Source organism: Streptomyces sp. NPDC001902 (assembly GCF_042891295.1).
Taxonomy (GTDB): domain Bacteria; phylum Actinomycetota; class Actinomycetes; order Streptomycetales; family Streptomycetaceae; genus Actinacidiphila.
Genome location: NZ_JBIATA010000025.1, coordinates 1 through 21,065 on the forward strand (window position 1 = coordinate 1; position 21,065 = coordinate 21,065).

A 21,065-nucleotide genomic window follows, 5' to 3' on the forward strand; every position below is an offset into this window, starting at 1 on the left:
CGCACAGCCCTACCGCTCAGAGACCGAACGACGTGAGGCGTTCCCACACTGGCTGCACACCTACAATCACCACCGCGGACACACCGCGCTGAACGCCAAACCACCCGCCAGCCGCGTCCCCAACCTCACAAGGCAATACACCTAGGCCGTGTGATCCGCGGCGGCGTCGTGCGAAGGCGGTGGGGTGGCGATGACGAAGAAGGTGAAGTCTCCGCGTGCCTTCGCGTCGACGGCCAGGGGCAGGCGTAGCCGCCCGCAGGCGACCATGGCCCTCACGGCGGATCGGCTCAGGCCGAGCCCGGTCATGAGCAGCTTCTCGACCCGGATGGGCGCAGGGAGGTCGAAACCGACGACGACCTCGAACGATGCCGGGTCGTCCTGCTCGATGTCGTAGAACGGCGTGTCGGTCTCCAGCTCCCACGTGCCGGTCCAGTCGAGCCGGTACCCGGCCCTTCCGGCCAGCGCCCCGTCCATCGTCAGATGCCGCACCATGCCCGGATCGTTGTTCTCGAACATCAGCAGCCGCTCGTGGTCGAGTGCCTGTACGTGGACGCGCTCGTGGACGGGGATCTTCGACGTACGGCCGCACAGCTCGCAGCAGATCAGCATCCAGACGTCGAGGAGCTTGCCGCTCGCGTTCACGCGGAACTTGCCGCTGGGACGGTGGCGCGTGGACCTGCACGACACGCATGCCGTGACGATGGCGGGCAGAGCGAGCTCCCTTACCACCCACAGTGCTTTCCGGTCGACGTCGGAACCGCCGCCCTCAGCGGACACACGGATACTGCGGACCTCGTTCATGGCTTCGCGAACTCCAGGGCTGACGGAGGAGGCGTCAGGGAGCGCGTCGCGGCGCTGTGAACTCCCCCGGATCCAGTGGCGTGAGGCCGGCGTCCGAGAGCGGAGCACACCGGCCGGCGCGACGTGGCACATCACGTCGCGTGAAGGAAGCCCGCACCGATCACGAGGTGCGGGCTTCGAACGGCACGCCGGAACCGGACGGGGCGTGACTCGAACCCGTCTTCATTCCGCACGTGCGCCACTGGTTACAGATCCATGGCCGAGATGATGTTCGACCAGCGGGCCGTCAGGCAACCGAATTTCCCGGAGGCCACGAACGGCGGGCGGGGCGGCGCATCGTGCGCCGCCCCGCCCGCGGGGTCACCGGGCCGGCGGTCAGCGGACCGAGCGCGCGGCTTCCTCGATGATGCGCGCGGACTCCTTCGGGTGGGACACGCTCACCGCGTGGGACGCGCGGACCTCCTCCACGTGGGACTTGGCGCGCTTGGCCATGAAGACCTGGAGCTCGCGGGGGATGTTCCGGTCGTTGGAGGCCACCAGGGTCCAGGAGGGGATGGTCTTCCACGCGGGCTCGCCGGAGGGCTCGTTCAGCGCGCCGCCGGACACGGGGCGCTGGGTGGCCGCCATGATCTCCGCGGTGTGCGCGGGGACGTCCGCGGCGAACTGCTGGTGGAACTTGGCCTGGTCGATGTAGAGGTCGACGCCCTTGGAACCGTCGGGCATCGTGACCGGCACCTGCTTCAGCGCGCCGCCGAGCGTGCTGCCCTCGAACTTCAGCGACAGGTTGAAGGCGTCCTCGCCCTTGTCGGGCATGAAGGCGGCCAGGTAGACCAGGGCCTTGACCTTGTCGGAGCCGTAGGCGGCGTTGGAGATCACGGCGCCGCCGTAGGAGTGGCCGGCCAGGACCACGGGCCCGTCGATGCTGTCCACCAGCTCCCGGACGTACGCGGCGTCGCTGGCCAGCCCGCGCAGCGGGTTGGACGCGGCCACCACGGGGTAGCCGTCGTGCTTCAGCTTCTTGACGACGTCGTTCCAGCTGGAGGAGTCGGCGAACGCGCCGTGGACCAGGACCACGGTCGGCTTGCGGTGGTGCGAGGGGGCGCCGTGCCCGCCCTTGGTGGCGCTGGCGGGGGCCATGGTCGCGGCGAGCAGACCGGCGGCGACGGTCACCGTCGCCATGACGGTGAGCGGGGTGCGGAGGGTCCGGTAACGGGCATGACGGTTCACAGGAAGGCCCTTTCGAGGCGGGAGATGGTTGTGCGATCCGGGCCCCGGGAACGAGGTCCGGCGGAGGGTGCGGCGGGTTGTCGCCGCACGTCTGCGAGAGGTGGCTCGCGGCCGGCAACCGGGGACGTCCGGGTCCGGGACCACCAGGAATCACCGGTGCGGGCGCTTCTCGGGGAGGCCCGCGGGCAGGGGGCGGCCCAGTGGCCCGGCCCCGCGTCCGGCGGTGGGGTGACTCAGTTGGTGTGCAGCGCGGTGTGCAGCGCGCGGGTGGCCTGCTCCATGGCGGCGGTGGTCGCCTGCGTGGAACGGACCGGGTTGAGCATCATGAAGTCGTGCAGCGTGCCGTTGTAGCGGACGCTGGTGGTGGGGACGCCGGCCTGCGTGAGCTTGCGGGCGTAGGCCTCGCCCTCGTCGCGCAGCACGTCGTTCTCGTCGGTGATGACCAGCGCGGGCGGCAGGCCCTCGAGGTCCTCCAGGCTCGCCCGCAGCGGCGAGGCGGTGATCTCCGCCCGCTCGGCCGGGCCGGTGGTGTAGCAGTCCCAGAACCAGGCCATGGCCTTCGCGGTCAGGTACGGGCCGTCTGCGAACTCCCGGTAGCTGCCGGTGTCCTGGGCCGCGTCGGTGACGGGGTAGTAGAGCGACTGGTGGACGAAGGTCACGTCGCCGCGCCGCTTCGCCATGATCGTCAGCGCCGCGGCCATGTTGCCGCCGACGGAGTCGCCGGCGACGGCCATGCGCGAGGCGTCCAGTCCCTCGTCCGCGCCCTTCCCGGTGACCCAGCGGGCCGTCGCGTAGGCCTGCTCGACGGCCACCGGGTACCGGACCTCGGGCGAGCGGTCGTACTCGACGAACACCACCGCGGCGTGCGCCATGACGGCCAGTTCGCGCACGAGACGGTCGTGCGTACCCGCGTTGCCGAGCACCCACCCGCCACCGTGCACGTACAGCACGACGGGCAGGACCTCCTCCGCGCCCACGGGCTTGACGATGCGCACGCGCACGTCACCCACCTCGGCCGGCACGGTGATCCACTTTTCCCGGACGTCGTACTTCTCGACCGGCGCCGCCTGCAGGTCGTCGAGGACCTTACGGGCGCCTTCCGCACCGAGCTCGTAGAGGAATGGCGGCGTCGCCGTGGCGTCCGCGATTTCCTGAGCCGCAGGCTCGAGGACGGGCTTGCTCATTGTCGAACTCCCAAGTTCGGCACTCTCGTGCACTTCCTTCGCCCTTATGACAAAGGACCGGCTGAATATGTGACACCTCAGTGGATAATGTTCTTCTCGCCGTGGTCGTGGGTGATCTCCTCGAATTCCTGCACGGTGGGCTTGGGAATCTGCGTCCCCTTCCCGTACAGGCCCCGGCTGAGCAGGGCCCGCAGTCGCTCCACCCGGCCGGCCCTGCCGTCCGGGGAGAGGCGGATGGGCACGTACTGCTCGTGCTGCGTGAGGAGGTGGAGCTGCTCGCGGTCGAGCGGCTGGTGGACTTCGACGTACTCGCCGTCCGGCAGGCGCTTGATGATCCCGGTCTCGCGGCCGTGCAGCACCTTGTCGCGGTCGCTGCGCTGGAGGGCGAGCGCCCAGCGCTTGGTCACGCCGTACACCACGAAGGGCACGACGAACAGGCCGATGCGGACGGCCCACGTCACGGAGTTGACCGACATGTGCAGGCGGATGGAGATCACGTCGTTCGCCGCGCCCAGCAGCGCCACCGTGTACACGCTGACCCACGCCGCGCCCAGGGCGGTGCGCACCGGCCGGTTGCGGGGCCGGTCGAGGAGGTGGTGGTCGCGGTTGCCGTCCTTGGTGACCCATGCCTCGACGAACGGGTAGGCGCCCAGGGCGAGGAAGAGCCCGGCGCCCGCCAGCAGGGGCACGAGGTTGTCCAACGCCAGGGTGTGGCCCCAGAGGACGACCTCCCAGCCGGGCATGACGCGCAGCAGGCCGTCGAGCACGCCCATGTACCAGTCGGGCTGTGAACCGGCGGTGACCTGGTCGGGCCGGTAGGGGCCGTACAGCCAGATGGGGTTGATCTGCGTGGTCGAGGCGATGATGAGGACGACCCCGCTGACCAGGAGGAAGTACGCCCCCGACTTCACGGCGTAGACCCGGAAGGGCAGGCCGACCACGTTCCGCTCGGTACGCCCGGGCCCCGGGTACTGCGCGCGCCGGTGACGGCGCGCCAGGACCAGGTGGGCGACGAGGACGCCGGCCATGAGGGCGGGGATCACCACGACGTGGAGCGTGTTGAAGTGCGCGATCAGGTCCTTGCCCGGGTACTCGCCCCCGAAGAGGTACATCGACAGGTAGGTCCCGACGACCGGTATCGAGAGGATGGTGCCGTTCACGACCATCAGTCCGGTCCCGGAGAGCAGGTCGTCCGGGAGGTCGTAGCCCGTCAGTCCCTCGAACATGCCCAGGACCAGCAGGGAGAAGCCGAGCACCCAGTTGAGCTCGCGCGGCTTGCGGAACGCACCGGTGAAGAACACCCGGAGCATGTGGGCGAACATGCTGGCGACGAAGATCAGCGCTGCCCAGTGGTGGGCCTGGCGGATCAGCAGGCCGCCGCGCACCTCGAAGGAGATGCGCATCGTCGAGTCGAAGGCCTCGGACACCATTTGGCCCTGCAGCGGTGCGTAACTGCCGTGGTATTCCACCGGCGTCATCGACGGATGGAAGTACAGCGACAGGTACACCCCCGTCAGGACGAGGATGAAGAAGCTGTAGAGGGATATCTCCCCCAGCATGAAGGACCAGTGGCTGGGGAATGCCTTCCGCATCCCGGACGATCTGGTACGTCTGTCCATGCCCAGTCGTTCGCCGACCCATTCGGCGACTTTCACCCCCCGGTCCGGCGGTCGTTCCGAATCGGTGGGCCGGCTGTCACCGTCCATGTTCCTGTCACCATTCATGATTCACCCATGGCGGGTCGCGGGTCGGCACTCTCGTGCACCTTCCGGCAATACGACCGATCACGCGGCGAAAGTGTGACGTGTGCCGTCTGCGCGCCAATGCGGAAGGAGGTTTCGCGCCCTGTTCACGAGGGAGGGGTGGACCCGCACGGGGACAGCTCCGCCGGCGGCCGGCGCGTGGGCTCAATGTCACAAGGTCCGCACGGACCTGGTCTCACCACTAGGACCGGAATTCGGTGCCATGTCGGTGTGGTGGGCGAGGGAGGTCGGGGGTCATGGATTTCTCCGGTGACGCGGTGCCGATCGCGGAGCTGCTGGACGAACGTCGGCACTTGCTGGACGTGGCGTTGTGGATGGTGGGCGGCACGGCGGAGGCCGAGGCGGTCGTCGACGAGGCCTACCGCCGGTGGTTCGAGCTGCCGGAGGCGGCCCGCCGGTCGATCGATCCGCCCGGGGCGTGGCTCGTGAAGACGGTCGGCGCGATCTGTCTGGCGCGGCTGGCCGCGTCCGCCGGGGGAACCGTCCCGTCCGCGGCGGACACGGAACGGCCGGGCGTGGGGGCCGAGCTGGAACAGGAGATCGGTGAGGTCCTGCTGACGGCCCTGGCCGCGCTGTCGCCCGTCGAGCGGGCGGCGTTCGTGCTCAACGACTGCTTCGGGATGGCGCTGGGCGCCGTGGCCGACGTGGTGGGGCGGTCGGAGCCGGAGTGCGCCGAGCTAGCCGATCGTGCGCGGCTGACGATCCGCGCCTGCCGGTCGCATCCGGTGACGCCGGAGGTGCAGGACGCGGTGGCGCGCGCGGTGCGCGCGGCCTGCGCGGGCGGCGACGTGGTGCGGCTGACGTCGCTGTTGCGTCCGGACGCCACGGCGTTCTTCGACGGTGGCGGGAAGATCCGGGCACTGGTCCGGCCGGTGCACGGCGCCCGGGCGGTCGCGCGCAGTCTGCTGACCTTGCTCTCGCACCACCAGCGGGTGGCCCTGTCCGCCCACTCCGTGAACGGCCGCACCGGTCTGGTGGCCCGCTACGAGGGCCAGGTGGTGGCGGTCATCAGCCTGGACGTCGCCGACCACCGCGTCTCGCAGGCCTGGATCGTCCTCAACCCCGACAAGCTCCGGCCCTGGAACCATCCGGCCCGCCCCGTGGGCACCCTCGGACCCTGACGGCTCCGCGGGCCCTTCATGCGCCGGCGTCCGTCGTCCGCGACGGACCGGCGGCGCAGACCCCGTCGCGGACCGTGGGGGCCGCTCCGTGCGGGCCGCCGCGTCCGGCCAGACGGTCCGCGACATCCGGGGCGAGGAGCGCTTCCAGCGGGGCGAGGTTCCCCGTCCGGGCCGCCGAGACGAAGGTCTCCAGGAGGCGCTGGTGCTCCGCGGCGTCGACGGTCTCGCGGGGCTTGTCCACCACGTGCTTGCGGGCCCGGCTGACGATCTTGCGGACGTTGACGATGCTGAGCCGGAGTATCTCGGCGATCTCCGGATAGGCGTAGTCGAACGCCTCGCGCAGGACGTAGGCCGCGCGTTCCGTGGGGTTCAGCCGCTCCAGGACCAGCAGCAGGGCGAACTCCACGGCCTCCGTCCGCTGGACGCCCGCCTCGGGATCCGCGCTCGTGTCCACGGGCTCGGGCAGCCAGGGTCCGATGTAGGTCTCCCGGCGCACCCGGGCGGATTGTGCGACGTTGATGGCGAGCCGGGTCGTCGTGGTCGAGAGGAAGGCGGCCGGACTGAGCACCGCGGAGCGGTCGGTCCGTTGCCAGCGCAGCCACACCTCCTGCACCACGTCCTCGGCCTCGACGGCGCTGCCGAGCACGCGGTACGCGATGCCGAACAGGCGTGGCTGGAGTTCAACGAAGGCGGAGGCCGCCTCGTCGAGGCTTGGTGCGGAGGGGGACGGCTCGGCGTCCGCGTTCCGCCGGTCAGAGGTCATTTACGGGCAGCCCTCGGCCGCGTGACACAAAGGTGTCACACGATGTATTGCATGGGTGGCCACTCCACGGTCTCTGATCACCGAGCGTCACGATCTCTCCATTCACGTCCGCTGAATAGACCGGAAGGGGCCCGATCATGTGACAGAAAAAGGCGGGAGAAAGTCGTCGTCGGCACCGGAACAACAGGCCTGCGGGGAGCGCATGGTGTGTTCCATGGGCTCACAACCCACCGTTGCCTCACATCATACGCTGGACAAACGACACAAAAGGGATGTCGAATCCGACACTTCGCCAAAAACCGCACAGATTCAACCCTCTGTTGCCAGAGAAAGAGTGACACGTTATTCATCCGTGGCGGAAACTTCCCCATGCACGATGGTCGATGTGACGGAAAGTGACCGGCCCGGCCGGGACGCACGCGCCTCCAGGGGCTATGAGAGCCCCTGGAGGTAGCGGATCAGGTCGGCGTCGGTGTCGTCTGCGCGGAGGCCGGACACGACGTCGTGGACGGCGCGCTCCAGGAGCGGCACCCCGAGCCGCAGCACGTCCTGCGCGACCGGGGTGAGGTGCACGTCCACGCTCCGCCGGTCGTACGCCGAGGTGCGCGTGGTGATCAATCCCCGGTCGCGCAGCCGGGTCACCAGCCGGCTGGTCGCGGACTGGGTCAGGCCGATCACGTCGGCCAGTTCGTCGAAGTGGAGCTGGCCCTCGGCATCGCGGATGCTCTCCTGGAGGGCTCGCAGGGCATGGAACTCCCTTGCACTCACGCCCAGTTGCCCGTGCAGCGCCCGCTCGACGCGGTTCTCGATGCGGCGGTGGAGCCGGTCGAGCGCGCTCCACCGCCCGCTCAGTGTCATCTTCCCGGCGGTCACACTCCGGCGTGGTCGCCCGCCCGCGGCTCCGCGGGACGCCGGGGGGTGGCGCTCGTGACGAACGCGTCCCGCGGGTGCTGCACGGAGGCGAGGGAGACGAGGTCCCGGCCGAACAGGGCCGCGGTGAGCCAGACGGTGAGCACCCGGACCTTCCGCTCCCACGTGGGCACCGCGAGCACGTGGTAGCCGCGGTGCATCAGCCAGGCCGGGAACCCCTTGACGACGATGGCCTTGTACTGGAAGATGCCGCGTCCCAGGCCCAGCGTGGCGACCACGCCGAGGCTGCTGTGGCGGTAGTCCCGGACCCTGCCGCCGCGCAGGCTCGCGACGATGTTCTTGGCCAGGCGCTTGCCCTGCCGGACCGCGTGCTGGGCGTTCGGCACCGTGTGCGCCCCCGGCACGGGCGAGGCCAGGTCGGGCACGGCCGCGTCGTCCCCGGCCGCCCACACGTCCGGCACCGGCTCGGCCTCCGTACCCACCCGGAGGTCCGGCCGCACGATGAGCAGGCCGCGCTCGTCGACCGGCAGGTCGGTGTGGTTGTGCACCACGGGGTTCGAGGCGTTGCCGGCGGTCCAGACGATGAGTTCCGAGTCGAACTCCTCCCCGCTGGACAGCACGACGTGCCCGTCCTCGGCGGAGACCAGCTGGGTGTTCAGGTGCACATGCCCGCCGCGGCGCTCCAGGTGGCGCACGACCCAGGCCCCGGGCCCGTCGGTCACCTCGGGCAGGATGCGGCCCCGCGCCTCCACCAGGTGGAACGACAGCTCCTCCAGTCTCAGTTCCGGATAGGACTTGAGCATCGCGGTCGCCAGCGACAGCAGCTCACCGAAGCCCTCGACACCGGAGAACCCACCGCCCACGAAGGTGACGGTGAGCAGCTTCCGCCGCTCGGGCCCCGGGGGCAGCGAGGCGGCCTGGTCGAACGCCGTCAGCAGCCGGTCGCGGATGGCGACCGCCTCCTCGACGTGCTTCAGGCCGATGGCGTGCCGGGCCAGGCCCGGGATGGGGAAGGTACGGGTCACGGCTCCCGCGGTGACGACGAGGGTGTCGTACCGGAGTTCGTACTCCTCCCCCTTCACGGGCCGCACGGTCACCGTGCGGTCGGCGTGGCGGATCCCGGTCACGCTGCCCGCGACCAGCCGGGACTTGTGCAGGTGCCGCCGCATCGACACGGCGGCATGACGTGCCTCCACCGAACCGGCCGTCACCTCCGGCAGGAACGGCTGGTACGTCATGTAGGGACGCGGGTCGACGACGGTGACCCGCGCCTCCCCGAGCCGCAGCGTCTTCTCGAGGCCCCAGGCCGTGTAGAAGCCCGCGTAGCCGCCGCCGACGATCAGGATCTCGCGCATGATTCCCTCTGTTTCTCTCCGTCACCAAGAAGACAGCGCAGGCCCTGTCGGTGTGACAGAGCATGTCCGCTCAGTGGTGAACACTGTGATCACGGCAGAGACGTATCGGGGGATTTCCCACCAGAACGACCTTTTGGGGGGCCGTCCGCAGCCCCTCCGATCGCCGGACGGATCAACACTGTCTGCTACGTTCCTGAGGACTCGACGTCAGCCGGCCCGGGCTGACGTCCACGGCGACGCCACGCGCGCCCCCCACCTTCGCCTTCCTTCTCCTGGAGCTCCACGTGCGCACAGCACTCCTGTCCGCCGTACTCGTCAGCACCGTCGCGCTCGCGCCGTTCGCCACGGCGTGCACGGACGCCCCTCCTCCGGACGACGCCCACACCTCGCCCCCCGCGACGGCCCTGCGCGGGGGTGCCGTCTGCTCCGCCCACTTCAGCTTCGCCACCGATGTCTCCTGCGGCCTGACCGACTTCGGCGACGTGCGCTTCCACTGCGCCGACGAGCTCACCGGTACGTGTCCGAGGACCCGCTCCGTTACGCTGGAGAACATCGGCAGGACGCCGGTCAGGCTCGTGGCCGTCAGCGGATCGGAGCCCGGCGAGAGACACGAGACGGTCACCGGGACCCTGCCCTCCGGGGGCCGGCAGGTCCTGACGCCCCGCGCGGGCGACACCTACCTCTACGACATCCTCCTGCGCGCGGACAACGGCCTGGCCGCGGTGGGGGTCGTCGCCGTCTCCTGACGCCACGGAGCTGTCACACGCGCCCGGGCAACCCGGTCTACCCCCGAGGGGCGTGGTCATGGACGGCCGACCGGAACGGCCGGCACACGCCCCGCCGATGCGCCACGGCGCACACGACGCGAGCGAGGGATGGTAGGCATGTCATACCCAAAGCAGGTGTACTTCGGGGACAGCGGCGAGGTCAACGCCAACTTCCGCCCGGCGAGCGCCCCTCCGAACGTCGGCCAGGCCGGGGACGGCATCCACTACCTGGCGACCACGGACATGACGCGGGGCGAGTACGGGCTCTACCGCGTCATGATGAAGGCGAACGCGGGCGGTCCCAAGACGCACTTCCACCGGACCATCTCGGAGTCCTTCTTCATCCTCAACGGCACCGTCCGCCTCTACAACGGCGAGAAGTGGGTGGACGCTCAGGAAGGCGACTTCCTGCACGTCCCGCAGGGCGGGCTGCACGCCTTCCGCAACGACTCCGACGCCCCGGCGGAGATGCTGCTGCTCTTCACTCCGGGCGCACCGCGTGAGGAGTACTTCGAGCAGATCTCGCGGATGGGCAACGCCACGGCGGAGGAGCGCGCCGCGTTCCTGGACAAGCACGACTCGTACTTCGTCGACTGACCGGGCCGCTCCCCCGGCGCCGCGCCCCCTGGGCGGTGCCGGGGGTCCGTGCACTCACTTGTCCAGGACGGCGAGTTTCGTCGGGCTCATCATCCACATCACCCGGTCGATGCCCTCCGGTGTGACGCTCAACGTCAGGACGGCGTAGACCGTGCCGTCGCGGGACAGCTTCATGCCGGGCCCGCCGTTCACCTGGATGGGCTCCACGGTGGCGCCGACCCAGAACCGGTCGGCGAAGGCGTGGATGTACTTGGCCACCCGCTGACGGCCCACGACGGGGAACTTCGAGGCACGGACCTCGCCTCCGCCGTCGGAGTACGAGACGACGTCCTCGGCGAACATGTCCTCCAGCACGCCCACTTCCCCGGCCTTCGCGGCCGCCACGAACGCCGTCAGGAAGCGCTGCCGGTCGGCGGTCACGACACCGGCCCGCTTCTCCGCCGCCAGGTGCTTGCGCGCCCGGCTCACCAGTTGGCGCGCGTTGGCGTTGGACTGTCCGATGATCTCCGCGATCTGCGCGTAGGGGTACTCGAAGGCCTCCCGGAGCACGTAGGCGGCGCGCTCCGCGGGCGTGAGCTTTTCCAGGAGCATCAGCACCGCGACCTCCAGCGCCTCCCCGTTCACGGCTCCCAGCGCGGGGTCGCTCTCGGTGTCCACCGGCTCCGGCAGCCAGGGTCCGACGTAGGTCTCACGCCGGGCCCTGGCCGACTGCAGCACGTTGATGGCGAGCCTGGTGACCGTCGTCGCGAGGAACGCCGGGGGGTTCTCCACCTTGGAGCGGTCGTAGGTCTGCCAGCGGATCCACGCCTCCTGCAGGATGTCCTCGGCCTCGCTCACGCTGCCCAGCATCCGGTAGGCGATGCCGAACAGGCTGCCACGGGCGGCCTGGAACTCCTCCTGTGCTTTCTGGAGGTCGTCGGCGTCATCCACTGCGTCGTCCTTGGTCGGCGTTGTCCGCGGTCCGGACGCGCCCGTCGGTCAGGACAGCCAGTCCCGGTAGTGGGTGGGGGCGATGCGAGCGGCTTGCCCACCCACGAGGACGTCGCCCTGGGGGACGGCGAACATGCCCGCCGTGTCGTCGACGACGACGGAACGCCCGTCGCCCTTGGCGGCGATGGTGATCCGGCCGATCTCGTCGAGGGAGAAGACATCGGGCCCGGCGATGTCCACGGTCCCGTTGAGCGGGGGACCCGAGGCGACCTCGGCGACCATCCGCGCGACGTCGGCGGCGGCGATCGGCTGGAGCGGGGTGTGCGGCAGCCGGACGGTGTCGCCGTCGGTGGTCCAGGACATCGTCGCGTCCATGAACTCCATGAACTGCGTGGCGCGGACGATGGAGTACGGGATCGAACTCGCCTTGAGGATGTCCTCCTGCAGCACCTTCGCCCGGTAGTAGTCCAGCTCCGGCACCTGGTCCACGCCCACGATGGAGAGGATGACCATGTGACCGACGCCGCCCTTCTCACACGCGGCGATCAGGTTGTCCATCGACGTCTGGAAGAACGCGGGTGAGGCCTCGTCGAAGGTCGGCGAGTTCGTGAGGTTGACGACGACGTCCGCGCCCGCGACGGCCTCCACGACGCCCTCGCCGCTCAGGAGGTCCACGCCGGTGGACAGGGAGTGCGGCACGGCCTCCTGGCCGGCCGCGTTGAGGTCCTTCACGACCTGCGAGCCGATGAGCCCGGTTCCGCCGATGACTGCGATTTTCATGGCTTTGCCCATCTCCCGATGCCTGTGACCGGTTAATGCCCCTACCTGCTTAACGTACCTTCGCGGCAGTCGACGCGCCTGGTCTGCCACGGAGGCCGCCCGAGGGCACGCCGGACCGCGCCGCACGGTGTGACGGGCCGGCCGGTGTCAGGGCGTGCAGGCCGCCATCGCCCCGATGGGGCGGCGGACGGGAACTTCCCGCCGCGTCCGGCGGCGGCCCGCCCGGAACCCGCCCGGCCTCCACCCCGGGGGCGGTCGCCTGCGCGGGAACGGGAACCCGCTGGAGGGCGACAATGGCGACGTCGTCGCTCAGCGGGCCCCGGAGGTGCCGGCACAGGTCTTCCCGTACGTGCCGCACCAGGCCACCGGGCTCGTCGCCCGCCCAGGAGGCGACCCGGTCCTGGAGGGGGTAGAAGGTGCCCGCCGGGTCCCGGGCCTCGGTGACGCCGTCGGTGTAGAGCAGGAGGACGTCCCCGGGGGCGAAGGGGAAGGTGTCCTCGTGGTGGTCGTGGGGGGCCAGGCCGCCCAGGCCGAGGGGCGGCCCGCAGCGGCGGGGTGCCAGGAGGGTGACGCGCCCGCCGCCGGAGACGAGGGGCGCGGGGTGGCCGCAGTTGACCGCGCGGATGACCCGCCGGTCGTCGGGTATCTCCAACACCAGCGCGGTGACGAAGCGTTCGGCGGCGTCGTCGTGGCCCTCCTCGAACTCCTCCAGGTGGGTGCGCATGCTGCACTCCAGGTGTGCGGCCACTTCGGACAGGGTGGCGCAGCGGGGTGCCGCCTCCCTGAACGCGCCGACGGCGGCCGCCACTTCGTGGATCCCCTGCAGGCCCTTGCCGCGGACGTCGCCGATCAGCATCCGCGTCGCTCCGGGGACGCGGGCGGCTGCGTAGAGGTCGCCGCCGACGGTGGCGTGGGCGTCGGAGGCCTGGTAGGCGGCGGCGACGCGCAGCGGGCCGATCCGGTCGGGGAGCGGGCGCAGGACGACTCGCTGCGTGATCTCGGAGACCGACCGTACGGCGGTCAGTTCCAGCTGGTGGTGCTCCTGGCGGACGCAGAACACGACGGCGACCACGGACAGCACGAGCACGACGGCGTCCTGCGAGGTGGTGACCGGCGGAACCCCGGTGGGGCTGACGACCAGGCCGATCCCGGCCGCGGCGACGATCAGGACGGCTCCTGCGGTCAGCGAGGCGCCGGCGAACGCCGCCGCCGCCGAGGCGGCCACGAGCGTCGTCGCCCAGCCGACGGCCGGTGGGCACAGCCCGTCCAGGACGCTCATGGCGGCGAAGAGGAGGAGCCCGACGGCGGGCCGTGTCCACGGACCCCGCGAGCGGGGGGCGGGGCGGTTGCGGAGCGGAAGGGAGGGGATCATGCGCTGCCTTTCCGTGCGGGGGCATTGCGTGGCCGCGCGGTCGCGCCCGTGTGCGGCGCTGCGCCACCGTTCCGACTTTCCGGGTACGACAGGACATCCACCGCATATGTGACATGGATCCCATCCGCCCCCGCCGCGCCATCCGCTCCCGGCCTCTATTGTTCGACATATGACGAACATCGAACAAGGGAAGCCATGAGCGTCCGACCCGGATCAGACGGTGGCCTGCCGCGTCTTCCGCCAGCGCTCGACGTAGTCGCGGCGCTGCATCCTCCGCCGTTCGTCCTCCGTGGTGCCGCCCCAGATCCCGTCGAGGCGACCGGCCGACAGCGCCGACCGCAGGCACTGCGCCGTGACGGGGCACCGCAGGCACACGGCCTTGGCTTCCTGGATCTGCGCCATTCCCGGGCCGCTGCCGCTGATGGGGAAGAACAGCTCCGGATCCTCCTCGCGGCACGCAGCGTCGTAACGCCAATTCATGAAGACCTCCTGGTGGGACGGGCCGGGACTCTTCATGGAGACCAGTGGATCGACGTGGCTGTGACGCCCGATATGCCGCGCTTGGGTGCCCGGCGGACGACCCGGGCGTCAATCGCTCGGGCCCGGGGGCGAGTTCACCTGGAATTTACCTCCGGCGTGTCACAAGTTGATCAGCTGATCGGTCAGAGTCGGTGATCGGGTCCGGGCCTCTCCCGGGACGAAGGGCGGACCATGCAGACCACAGTCATATGCGGCGGAAAGGCGCCCGCACCGTACGGGAGCCGGCTCCGAAGAGGGGCACCACGGTGAGCGAGCCGACCCAGTGGCCCGGGCTGTCCACGGCGAAGGACTACGACGGCACGGCCTTCTCCCCCATCTACACGGCGTCCGTGACCGTCAGCGGCGGCGAGGTGAGCCACGGACGGGCATCGGGACGGGCCCGGTCGTCCGACGGGATGCTCGACCTCGTGCTGCGGCTGCCCCCCGAACTCGGCGGGGAGAGCGGCGGCACGAATCCGGAACAGCTGTTCGCCGCCGGGCTCGCGGCCTGCTTCCACGGCGCCCTCAGCCTGGTCGCCCGGCAGGCCGGCCGGAACCCCGCGGCGATCGCGGTGGAGGCCTCCGTGGCCTTCGGCCGGGACCCCCTGGACGGCGGCTACCTGGTGCGGGCGGACCTGGTGATCACCTGGCCCGGGACGGACGCGGCGACCGCCGCGCCCCTGCTGCGGCGGGCGGACTCGCTGTGTCCCTACACCAAGATGCTGGCGCGGGGGACGCCGACGACGCTCACGCTGGCCCCCTGAGCCTCACACGTAGTGCACGTCGCTGACGTCGATCGAGACGAGCAACGTGTCGCGCCGCGGGCTGCCGTCCTCGGCGCGGAGGTGCACCCGGCGCTTCGAGGGCATCCGCAGCCCCTGGGCCTCGACGTAGTCGTAGACGTACTGCGCGCACGCGAAGCCGCCCGCGATCTCCACGTGGTAGTCGTAGCGGCGCAGCCGGAGGGCGTCGTCGAAGTAGAAGTCCTGCTCACGGGAGTGCGTGGCCACGTCCTCGGGGAACGTGGCGCGCAGGCCCCGCCACGTCTCGTCGTCCTCTCGCCACGCCCCGATGCCGGAGACGGTGACCCCCGGGCCGGCGAGCAGGAAGGGGGTGGTCAGGTAGGTCCACAGGGCGTAGCCGTTGAAGTAGGCGCGGTCCAGCGCGTCCCAGGGGGTGGTCATCGTGTGCCCCACGAAGTGGGACCGGGGGTCGCCGCGCTCGGCGACGACCGTGCCGTCGGCCTTCTCGATCGCGACACGGCCGGGGGTGAAGTCGGTCGACTGGTCGGGCGCGCCATAGGGGCGCAGGGACGCCCGCTCTTCGTGGAGCCACACGGTCATGTCGCGGGGCGCCGGGTCCTGCGGCACGCCCTTCAGCGCCCACAGCTCGCCGCCGGTGACGATCGTCGCGCGGACCTCGCCGAACCGCGCGTAGCGGTCACCGCCGCCGTGCGCCCGGAGGATCTCCGCCAGGTACCGGTCCATGGCCGTTCGCTTCCGTCGCCTGGCCCCGAGTACGTGGGACGAGTCTTCCAGGGCCCTGCCCGCGGGGCATCACGGCACTGCCGGCCGCCCGACCACGGCCCCGTCGGGTCCTCACCGGAGTACGCTTGAGGGACCAGGAGCATTTCGCACACGGGCCCTCATGCCGGTGTCGTTCCCGGCGAACGACCATCTCGGGCCAGCGGGAACGCTCCCCGGAGTCAGGTCCGTGTCATGAACATCGTCCTCGATCGCCCATTCGTCGCTGATGGGCAGGACTCTTCACCACCGATACCGCCGCCTCGGCTGGCACTCAAGCCGGCCAGTGCCGGCACCCGGGGACTGCTGGACGGCGCCTGGTGGCCTCGTTCTCGCGACCTCACGCGTGAACTCCCGGCCCTGATCGACACACTGGACCGCTGCTGGGCGCGCGTGACCCGGGTCGCGGTGCACCCCTCGCTCTGGCCTGTGATCCCACGCAAAGTGCCCGTCTCGGGACATGTCGTCCACGTCGGCTGGTTCACCGAACAGGACGCGAACAAACTGCTGTTGCTCTCCTACACCACCGGCCGCCTCGACTTGCTGGTCATTCCGCCGGAATGCGATCTGGCCGCAGCGACCCGGCTGATGGCAGCCGCGGCCGACCCCCGGAGCCGACGCACCGCGAGCGGCATCATGGCGGACGAAGAAGCCCTCCGGGCCAGGGGAACCGACCGCGGAGACGAAACGGACTGGGAGTCGGAAGGCGGAGCCGCGCCGGCGGCCGGCGCGGCCGCGGGGCCGGTCCCCGCTGAGGGGATGTGGACGTCATGACCGTCCTCGTCAGCCTGGCCGTGCTCCTCGCGATGATCGCCGTGGGCACCTTCCTGATCCATGCGCTCAACGACCGCCACGACCAGCGGATCGCCGCCTTCCGTTACGGCGATCTCCTTCCGTACCGTCGTCGCCGGACCGTCGCCGTCCCGGAGGAGAGCGCGGGCGATCCCGCGAACCCACCGGCCGGGACGATGCAGGAAGAGCCGCGAGGCGGAAGCCGTCGACTGCTGCGATCCACAGGTTCGACGGCAGCGAGTGCGCGGCGACCCGAACGGCTGCTGGCCTCGCCTGGTCGGGTCACCGTTGCGGACCGCCCGCCGTCGGCGGCGCACACCGGGCAGACGGCCACGCCGCCCCGGACCGCGCTCGCCGAGGTCCGCATCATCGCCGCGTCCCCCGAGGCCGCCCGCCGGGTCGCCGAAACGCTCCGGAGGCACTTCGCGGGGACGGAGCAGCGCAGCTACCCGGCGAATCCCGAAGGCGGCACCCGCCTGCACCTCACGGTCGACACCACGCAGGGCCCCGGAGCCGTGGAGTCGTTCCAGTCCGGAGCGGGCACGGGACACCCGGCCCCCACCGACCGTCCGCACGAGGGCGAGATTCCGGCTCGGACGGCGTCGGGCCGCGATGACACGGGCGAAGCGGCGCAGACCCGCAAGCGAGCGGACACCGCCCGGGCCCGCCGGGCCGACTGGCCGCCGGCAACCGCCTGGGGGTGATGTACCGGCCCGTACCCCATCGGGCCGGCAGGCGGCTGGGGCGGGCGAACCCGTCCCGCCCGGCTTCACCGCGGGGCCCGGACCGGCGAAAGACCGCCGGTCCGGGCCCCGTTGGAGGCTTCCCTCCCCTTGGCGTCCGCGACGGCACCCTCGTCCGCGGGACATGGCTCTCCCGGTATCCGTGTCACAGCGTCGAGCGTCCGGCAGCAGTACCATGGACAGTGAACTGGCGCACTCTCACGTGCGGCAGTTTGGAAGGGCGGCCCTGGCGTGTGAATGCGCCGGGGCCGTTGTGTTGGCGGTTGCGCGAGGCCCCCGTACCAGGGTGCGGCAGCGCGGGTCATCGCGCGTAGAGCGGAGGGGACGCGCCGCTTCGCCGGGACCCCCGTCACGGTCCGCGGGGAGGGGTGCCCGTGTCGATGAGGATCTGTTCGGCCCCCTGGACGTTGCCGGCCGCCACCGCCTTGGCCATCGCCGCGCGTGCCGCATCGGGGGTCGCCTGTGGCGGAACCACCAGCAGGGAGAAGTGGTCCCGCTCGCCGCGGGTGATCAGGACCGTGTCGTCACCGACGGCGAAGGAGTCGATGTGCACGACCCGGTCGTCGATGGTCAGGCGCGTGGGGAGTTCGTCCCAGGCACTCGCGTCCAGGCCGACGCGCGTGATGGGACCCAGGTGGCGGACCAACTCGGTGATCAGGCTGGGAAGCTCCGCGACGATGTCGCGGGAACGCGGCCACCACGCACCGTCGAGGATGCCCTGGCGGTCGGGGGTCGTCTCCAGCCTCAGCACTGCCGTCCCGGGTTTCACTTCTCGCTGGATCTCATCCGCAAGGAGTCCGGGAGGGTGGGGGGTGTCGGAGTCGGCCATGGTGTTCTCGCTCGTCTTGTCGTCTTCAACGTACTCCCCGCGCCGGCCTGCCGTCCGCCGTTCCAGGGCGCCCATCGCGTGCCGGGCCCGCCAGGCGACCACACCCGGCAGAAGGGTGCGCACCGCTTGGACACCGCGCAGCCAGGGCTGTACGTAGACGGCGGGCGCGCGGCGTTCGATGCCCCGCACGAGCCGCTCCGCCGTGTCCTCGGCGGGGTAGGTACGGCTCGCCGGCCAGGGCATGAGGGCCCTCAGTTCGCGCAGGGGCGCGTCGTACCGGGCATCGCGGATCATCTCGGTGTCCGTCCAGCTCAGGTAGGCGACGCCCACGGCGACGCCACGGTGGGCCACCTCGGCACGCAGGGAGTGCGTGAAGGCCTCGACCCCTGACTTGGAGGCGCAGTAGGCGGACATCAACGGGGCGGCGCCGATCGCCGCGAGCGAGGAGACCTGCAGGTAGTAGCCGCGGGTGGCCAGCAGTTGCGGGAGGAAGGCCCGGGCGGTCAGAGCACTTCCGACGAGGTTGACCTCGACGATCCTGCGCCAGGTCGCCATGGAGGACTCGCCGAAGGGGCCAGCGGAGGCGATCCCGGCGTTCGCGACGACCACGGAGGCCGGCCCGAACTGCTCCGTCACCTCGTCGGCAGTGCGGCGCAGGGCGGCCTCGTCCGTGACATCGAGTTGCCAGGCCCGTGCCGGACCGGGCACGCCGGCGGCCGCCGACTCCAATTCCTCCGGTTCCAGTCCGAGCAGCGCGACACGGGCGCCGCGGGCCGCGAGGGCGTGCGCCACCGCCCGCCCGATGCCCCGGGCGGCGCCGGTGACCACGGCCGTACGGCCCAGCAAGGGCAGGGAGCCCGTCACCTTGGTCCTCCCGCTGCGACGAGGAAACTCCGCAAACACGCCTATAACGACCGTAACCGAGGGCAGAAGAACGGGCGTGCGGTGAACACGAAGGTCACCGGAGGTACTCATGGCAGTTCGGCACAGGCTCGTCGGCGGCGCACCGGAAGACGTATGGGCCGTGCTGGCCGACGGCACGCGTTACGGGGACTGGGTCGTGGGTCCGTCGTCGTCCCGGCGCGGCGAAGGCGACTGGCCGGCGGTCGGCTCCAGCATCGAGTACACCGTTCCGCTGGGTCCGGTGAAGCTGACCGGCGAGACGATCGTACGGATCTGCCGGCCTCCGCGGCAGCTGGAACTGGAGGCCTTCAGCGGATGGCTCGGCTCCGCGCGGATCGCCATCGACCTGCGCCCGTGGGGCAAGGACACGCTGGTCATCGTCGACGAGCATCCGCTGCGCGGCCCCGGCGGCCTGTTCCACAATGCCGCGCTGGACGCGCTGCTCCAGGTCCGGCACCGCAGCATGCTCAGCCGGCTGGCCGACGCCGTGGAGGCCGACGCGGCACGCGAAGGCACGGACGGCGGCTGAACGGCGCCGACGACGGGAGGCACCCATGGCGGACGCGGTCGTGATCGGCGCGGGCCCCAACGGCCTGGTCGCCGCCAACCTGCTGGCCGACGCGGGATGGAGCGTGGAGGTGCTCGAGGCCCAGGACGAGCCCGGCGGCGGAGTCCGCTCCGGGCGGGACGTCCATCCGGAGTACATCCACGACCTGTTCAGCTCGTTCTACCCGCTCACGGCCGCCTCGCCGGTCATCCGCGGGCTCGACCTGCACCGTGAGGGCCTGCGCTGGAGCCACGCGCCGGCCGTCGTCGCCCATCCGCTGCTCGACGGCCGCTGCGCGGTGCTGCACCGGCGTGCCATCGACACGGCCGCGGTCCTCGACGCGGAGACCGCCGGCGACGGCGCGGCATGGCACCGGCTGTGCACGATCTGGGGGCGCCTCGGCGACGACCTCGTCGATGCCCTGTTCACGCCCTTCCCTCCGGTGCGTCCGGGCCTGCGGCTCGCGGCACGGCTGCGCGCGGGCGGTGGGCTGCGCATGGCACGCACCCTGGTGCTTCCCGTGCGCCGTCTGGGCGAGGAGGAGTTCCGGGGCGAGTTGGGCCCCTTGCTGCTGGCCGGCTGCGCGCTCCACGCCGATCTCGCCCCGGAGGCCGCGGGGAGCGGAGGATTCGGCTGGCTCATGGCCATGCTGGGGCAGACGTACGGTTTCCCCGTGCCCGTCGGCGGCGCCGGAGCGCTCACGGCCGCCCTCGTCGGGCGGCTCCGCAGACGCGGCGGGACGCTGCGGTGCGGAGCGCGGGTGACGGAGGTCGTGGTGCGCTCCGGCCGGGCGGTGGGGGTCCGTACGGCCGACGGCGACGCGGTGCCGGCACGCCGCGCCGTGCTGGCCGACGTGTCCGTGCCCGCGCTGTACGGGCAGCTGGTCGACCGGGACGACCTCCCGGACCGGGTCCTGGAGGATCTGCGCCGCTTCCAGTGGGACTTCGCGACCTTCAAGGTGGACTGGGCCCTGGAGGGAGCGGTGCCGTGGTCGTCGTCCGCGGCGGCGCAGGCGGGCACCGTGCACCTGGCGGAAGGTGTCGACGAACTGACGCGGTTCGCCGCGCAGATCGCCATGGGGCAGGTGCCTGAGCGGCCCTTCCTCCTGTTCGGGCAGATGACCACGGCGGACGGGTCGCGTTCCCCGTCCGGTACGCAATCCGCGTGGGCGTACACCCACCTCCCCCACCGTGTCCGCGGCGACGCCGGCGGGGCGGGCATCACCGGCACCTGGACCCGCACCGACCAGGAGCTGATGGCCGACCGGGTCGAAGCGCAGGTCGAGCGGTACGCACCCGGCTTCCGCTCACTCGTCGCCGCCCGCCGTGTACTCGCCCCGCCCCAGCTCGAGGCGAACGACGCCAACCTCCACGGCGGTGCCATCAACGGCGGCACCGCGGGCATGCACCAGCAATTGGTCTTCCGCCCCCTCCCGGGAACGGGACGTCCGGAGACGCCGATCGCGGGACTCTTCCTGGCGTCCGCGGGGGCCCATCCGGGCGGCGGCGTGCACGGCGCCCCGGGCGCCAACGCCGCTCATGCCGCGCTGCGATCCCGTTCCCCGAGCCGCCTGCTGAGCAGGGCGCAGCGTGCCCTCACCCGCCGCGGCCGCACGGGGCGCTCCACCTGATCCGCCGTGTCCTTCAGGCTTTGGGAGGCAGACGCAGGCCGGATTCGCC

The 21,065-nt window shown here is 71.2% G+C and carries 20 protein-coding genes and 3 pseudogenes; 9 read left to right on the forward strand and 14 right to left on the reverse strand.

Going from position 1 to position 21,065, the window contains the following annotated elements:
• Positions 1-145 (forward strand): annotated as a pseudogene (locus ACFYYN_RS32090) (IS481 family transposase); the annotation flags it as partial.
• Here the strand turns inward: ACFYYN_RS32090 and ACFYYN_RS32095 are convergent.
• The 4 genes from ACFYYN_RS32095 to qcrB form a co-directional block, all read right to left on the reverse strand.
• Complete coding sequence (locus ACFYYN_RS32095) at positions 142-687, reverse strand: DUF1062 domain-containing protein (RefSeq protein WP_500548524.1); 546 nt, start codon at positions 685-687, stop codon at positions 142-144. The pseudogene ACFYYN_RS32090 and the gene ACFYYN_RS32095 overlap by 4 nt on opposite strands.
• A 489-nt stretch (positions 688-1,176) precedes the next feature.
• Positions 1,177-2,028, reverse strand: coding sequence for an alpha/beta fold hydrolase (locus ACFYYN_RS32100; RefSeq protein ID WP_500548525.1), 852 nt, complete (start codon positions 2,026-2,028; stop codon positions 1,177-1,179).
• Positions 2,029-2,261: 233 nt separating this feature from the next.
• Positions 2,262-3,212, reverse strand: coding sequence for an alpha/beta hydrolase (locus ACFYYN_RS32105; RefSeq protein ID WP_500548526.1), 951 nt, complete (start codon positions 3,210-3,212; stop codon positions 2,262-2,264).
• A 77-nt stretch (positions 3,213-3,289) separates the two neighbouring features.
• A complete protein-coding gene (qcrB, locus tag ACFYYN_RS32110) occupies positions 3,290-4,918 on the reverse strand; it encodes a cytochrome bc1 complex cytochrome b subunit (protein ID WP_500548527.1) in 1,629 nt (542 codons plus the stop codon).
• Between the two features lie 293 nt (positions 4,919-5,211).
• On the opposite strand from qcrB, the gene ACFYYN_RS32115 reads away from it, so the two are divergent.
• Positions 5,212-6,096, forward strand: coding sequence for a sigma-70 family RNA polymerase sigma factor family protein (locus tag ACFYYN_RS32115; RefSeq protein WP_500548528.1), 885 nt, complete (start codon positions 5,212-5,214; stop codon positions 6,094-6,096).
• 79 nt (positions 6,097-6,175) lie between these two features.
• Here the strand turns inward: ACFYYN_RS32115 and ACFYYN_RS32120 are convergent.
• The 3 genes and pseudogenes from ACFYYN_RS32120 to ACFYYN_RS32130 all read right to left on the reverse strand — a co-directional run.
• Positions 6,176-6,859 (reverse strand): annotated as a pseudogene (locus tag ACFYYN_RS32120) (sigma-70 family RNA polymerase sigma factor); the annotation flags it as partial.
• A 432-nt stretch (positions 6,860-7,291) separates the two neighbouring features.
• On the reverse strand, positions 7,292-7,717 hold the full coding sequence (locus tag ACFYYN_RS32125; RefSeq protein WP_500548529.1) for a MarR family winged helix-turn-helix transcriptional regulator: 426 nt from the start codon (positions 7,715-7,717) through the stop codon (positions 7,292-7,294).
• An 11-nt stretch (positions 7,718-7,728) separates the two neighbouring features.
• Complete coding sequence (locus tag ACFYYN_RS32130; protein ID WP_500548530.1) at positions 7,729-9,084, reverse strand: NAD(P)/FAD-dependent oxidoreductase; 1,356 nt, start codon at positions 9,082-9,084, stop codon at positions 7,729-7,731.
• 284 nt (positions 9,085-9,368) lie between these two features.
• Here ACFYYN_RS32130 and ACFYYN_RS32135 point away from each other — a divergent pair, with 284 nt between their 5' ends.
• A complete protein-coding gene (locus ACFYYN_RS32135; protein WP_500548531.1) occupies positions 9,369-9,830 on the forward strand; it encodes a hypothetical protein in 462 nt (153 codons plus the stop codon).
• A 138-nt stretch (positions 9,831-9,968) separates the two neighbouring features.
• Positions 9,969-10,448 (forward strand): cupin domain-containing protein, encoded by a 480-nt coding sequence (locus tag ACFYYN_RS32140; protein ID WP_500323989.1) that lies wholly within the window; start codon positions 9,969-9,971, stop codon positions 10,446-10,448.
• A 54-nt stretch (positions 10,449-10,502) separates the two neighbouring features.
• Here ACFYYN_RS32140 and ACFYYN_RS32145 read toward each other — a convergent pair whose 3' ends face one another.
• The 4 genes from ACFYYN_RS32145 to ACFYYN_RS32160 form a co-directional block, all read right to left on the reverse strand.
• Positions 10,503-11,378, reverse strand: a complete 876-nt coding sequence (locus tag ACFYYN_RS32145) for an RNA polymerase sigma-70 factor (RefSeq protein ID WP_500548532.1) — start codon at positions 11,376-11,378, stop codon at positions 10,503-10,505.
• Positions 11,379-11,426: 48 nt separating this feature from the next.
• The gene (locus ACFYYN_RS32150) at positions 11,427-12,158 is read right to left on the reverse strand and encodes an SDR family oxidoreductase (RefSeq protein ID WP_500548533.1); all 732 of its coding nucleotides are present in this window, start codon (positions 12,156-12,158) and stop codon (positions 11,427-11,429) included.
• Positions 12,159-12,207: 49 nt separating this feature from the next.
• Positions 12,208-13,530, reverse strand: a complete 1,323-nt coding sequence (locus tag ACFYYN_RS32155) for a PP2C family protein-serine/threonine phosphatase (RefSeq protein ID WP_500548534.1) — start codon at positions 13,528-13,530, stop codon at positions 12,208-12,210.
• Positions 13,531-13,743: 213 nt separating this feature from the next.
• Positions 13,744-14,010, reverse strand: a complete 267-nt coding sequence (locus ACFYYN_RS32160; protein WP_500324238.1) for a WhiB family transcriptional regulator — start codon at positions 14,008-14,010, stop codon at positions 13,744-13,746.
• 305 nt (positions 14,011-14,315) lie between these two features.
• Between ACFYYN_RS32160 and ACFYYN_RS32165 the strand changes: the two genes are divergently transcribed.
• Entirely contained in the window at positions 14,316-14,813 is a 498-nt protein-coding gene (locus ACFYYN_RS32165) for an Ohr family peroxiredoxin (protein WP_500548535.1), read from the forward strand.
• A 3-nt stretch (positions 14,814-14,816) separates the two neighbouring features.
• Here ACFYYN_RS32165 and ACFYYN_RS32170 read toward each other — a convergent pair whose 3' ends face one another.
• Complete coding sequence (locus ACFYYN_RS32170; RefSeq protein WP_500548536.1) at positions 14,817-15,536, reverse strand: hypothetical protein; 720 nt, start codon at positions 15,534-15,536, stop codon at positions 14,817-14,819.
• Between the two features lie 231 nt (positions 15,537-15,767).
• Between ACFYYN_RS32170 and ACFYYN_RS32175 the strand changes: the two genes are divergently transcribed.
• Both ACFYYN_RS32175 and ACFYYN_RS32180 read left to right on the forward strand, forming a co-directional pair.
• Positions 15,768-16,346: a DUF5994 family protein gene (locus ACFYYN_RS32175; RefSeq protein ID WP_500548537.1), complete on the forward strand. Its 579-nt coding sequence runs from the start codon at positions 15,768-15,770 to the stop codon at positions 16,344-16,346.
• Positions 16,343-17,068: a hypothetical protein gene (locus ACFYYN_RS32180; protein ID WP_500548650.1), complete on the forward strand. Its 726-nt coding sequence runs from the start codon at positions 16,343-16,345 to the stop codon at positions 17,066-17,068. The genes ACFYYN_RS32175 and ACFYYN_RS32180 overlap by 4 nt, the downstream gene beginning before the upstream one ends.
• A 388-nt stretch (positions 17,069-17,456) precedes the next feature.
• On the opposite strand, the gene ACFYYN_RS32185 is transcribed toward ACFYYN_RS32180, so the two are convergent.
• Together ACFYYN_RS32185 and ACFYYN_RS32190 are read right to left on the reverse strand one after the other, a co-directional pair.
• Positions 17,457-17,936 carry a DUF5994 family protein gene (locus ACFYYN_RS32185; protein ID WP_500358987.1) on the reverse strand — a complete coding sequence of 160 codons (480 nt, stop codon included), beginning with the start codon at positions 17,934-17,936 and terminating at the stop codon, positions 17,457-17,459.
• Positions 17,922-18,800: pseudogene (locus tag ACFYYN_RS32190) on the reverse strand (SDR family oxidoreductase); the annotation flags it as partial. The pseudogene ACFYYN_RS32190 and the gene ACFYYN_RS32185, both read right to left, overlap by 15 nt.
• 109 nt (positions 18,801-18,909) lie before the next feature.
• Between ACFYYN_RS32190 and ACFYYN_RS32195 the strand changes: the two are divergent.
• Together ACFYYN_RS32195 and ACFYYN_RS32200 are read left to right on the forward strand one after the other, a co-directional pair.
• Entirely contained in the window at positions 18,910-19,368 is a 459-nt protein-coding gene (locus tag ACFYYN_RS32195; protein ID WP_500548538.1) for an SRPBCC family protein, read from the forward strand.
• 25 nt (positions 19,369-19,393) lie between these two features.
• Positions 19,394-21,016: a phytoene desaturase family protein gene (locus tag ACFYYN_RS32200; RefSeq protein WP_500548539.1), complete on the forward strand. Its 1,623-nt coding sequence runs from the start codon at positions 19,394-19,396 to the stop codon at positions 21,014-21,016.
• Positions 21,017-21,065 lie beyond the last annotated feature (49 nt).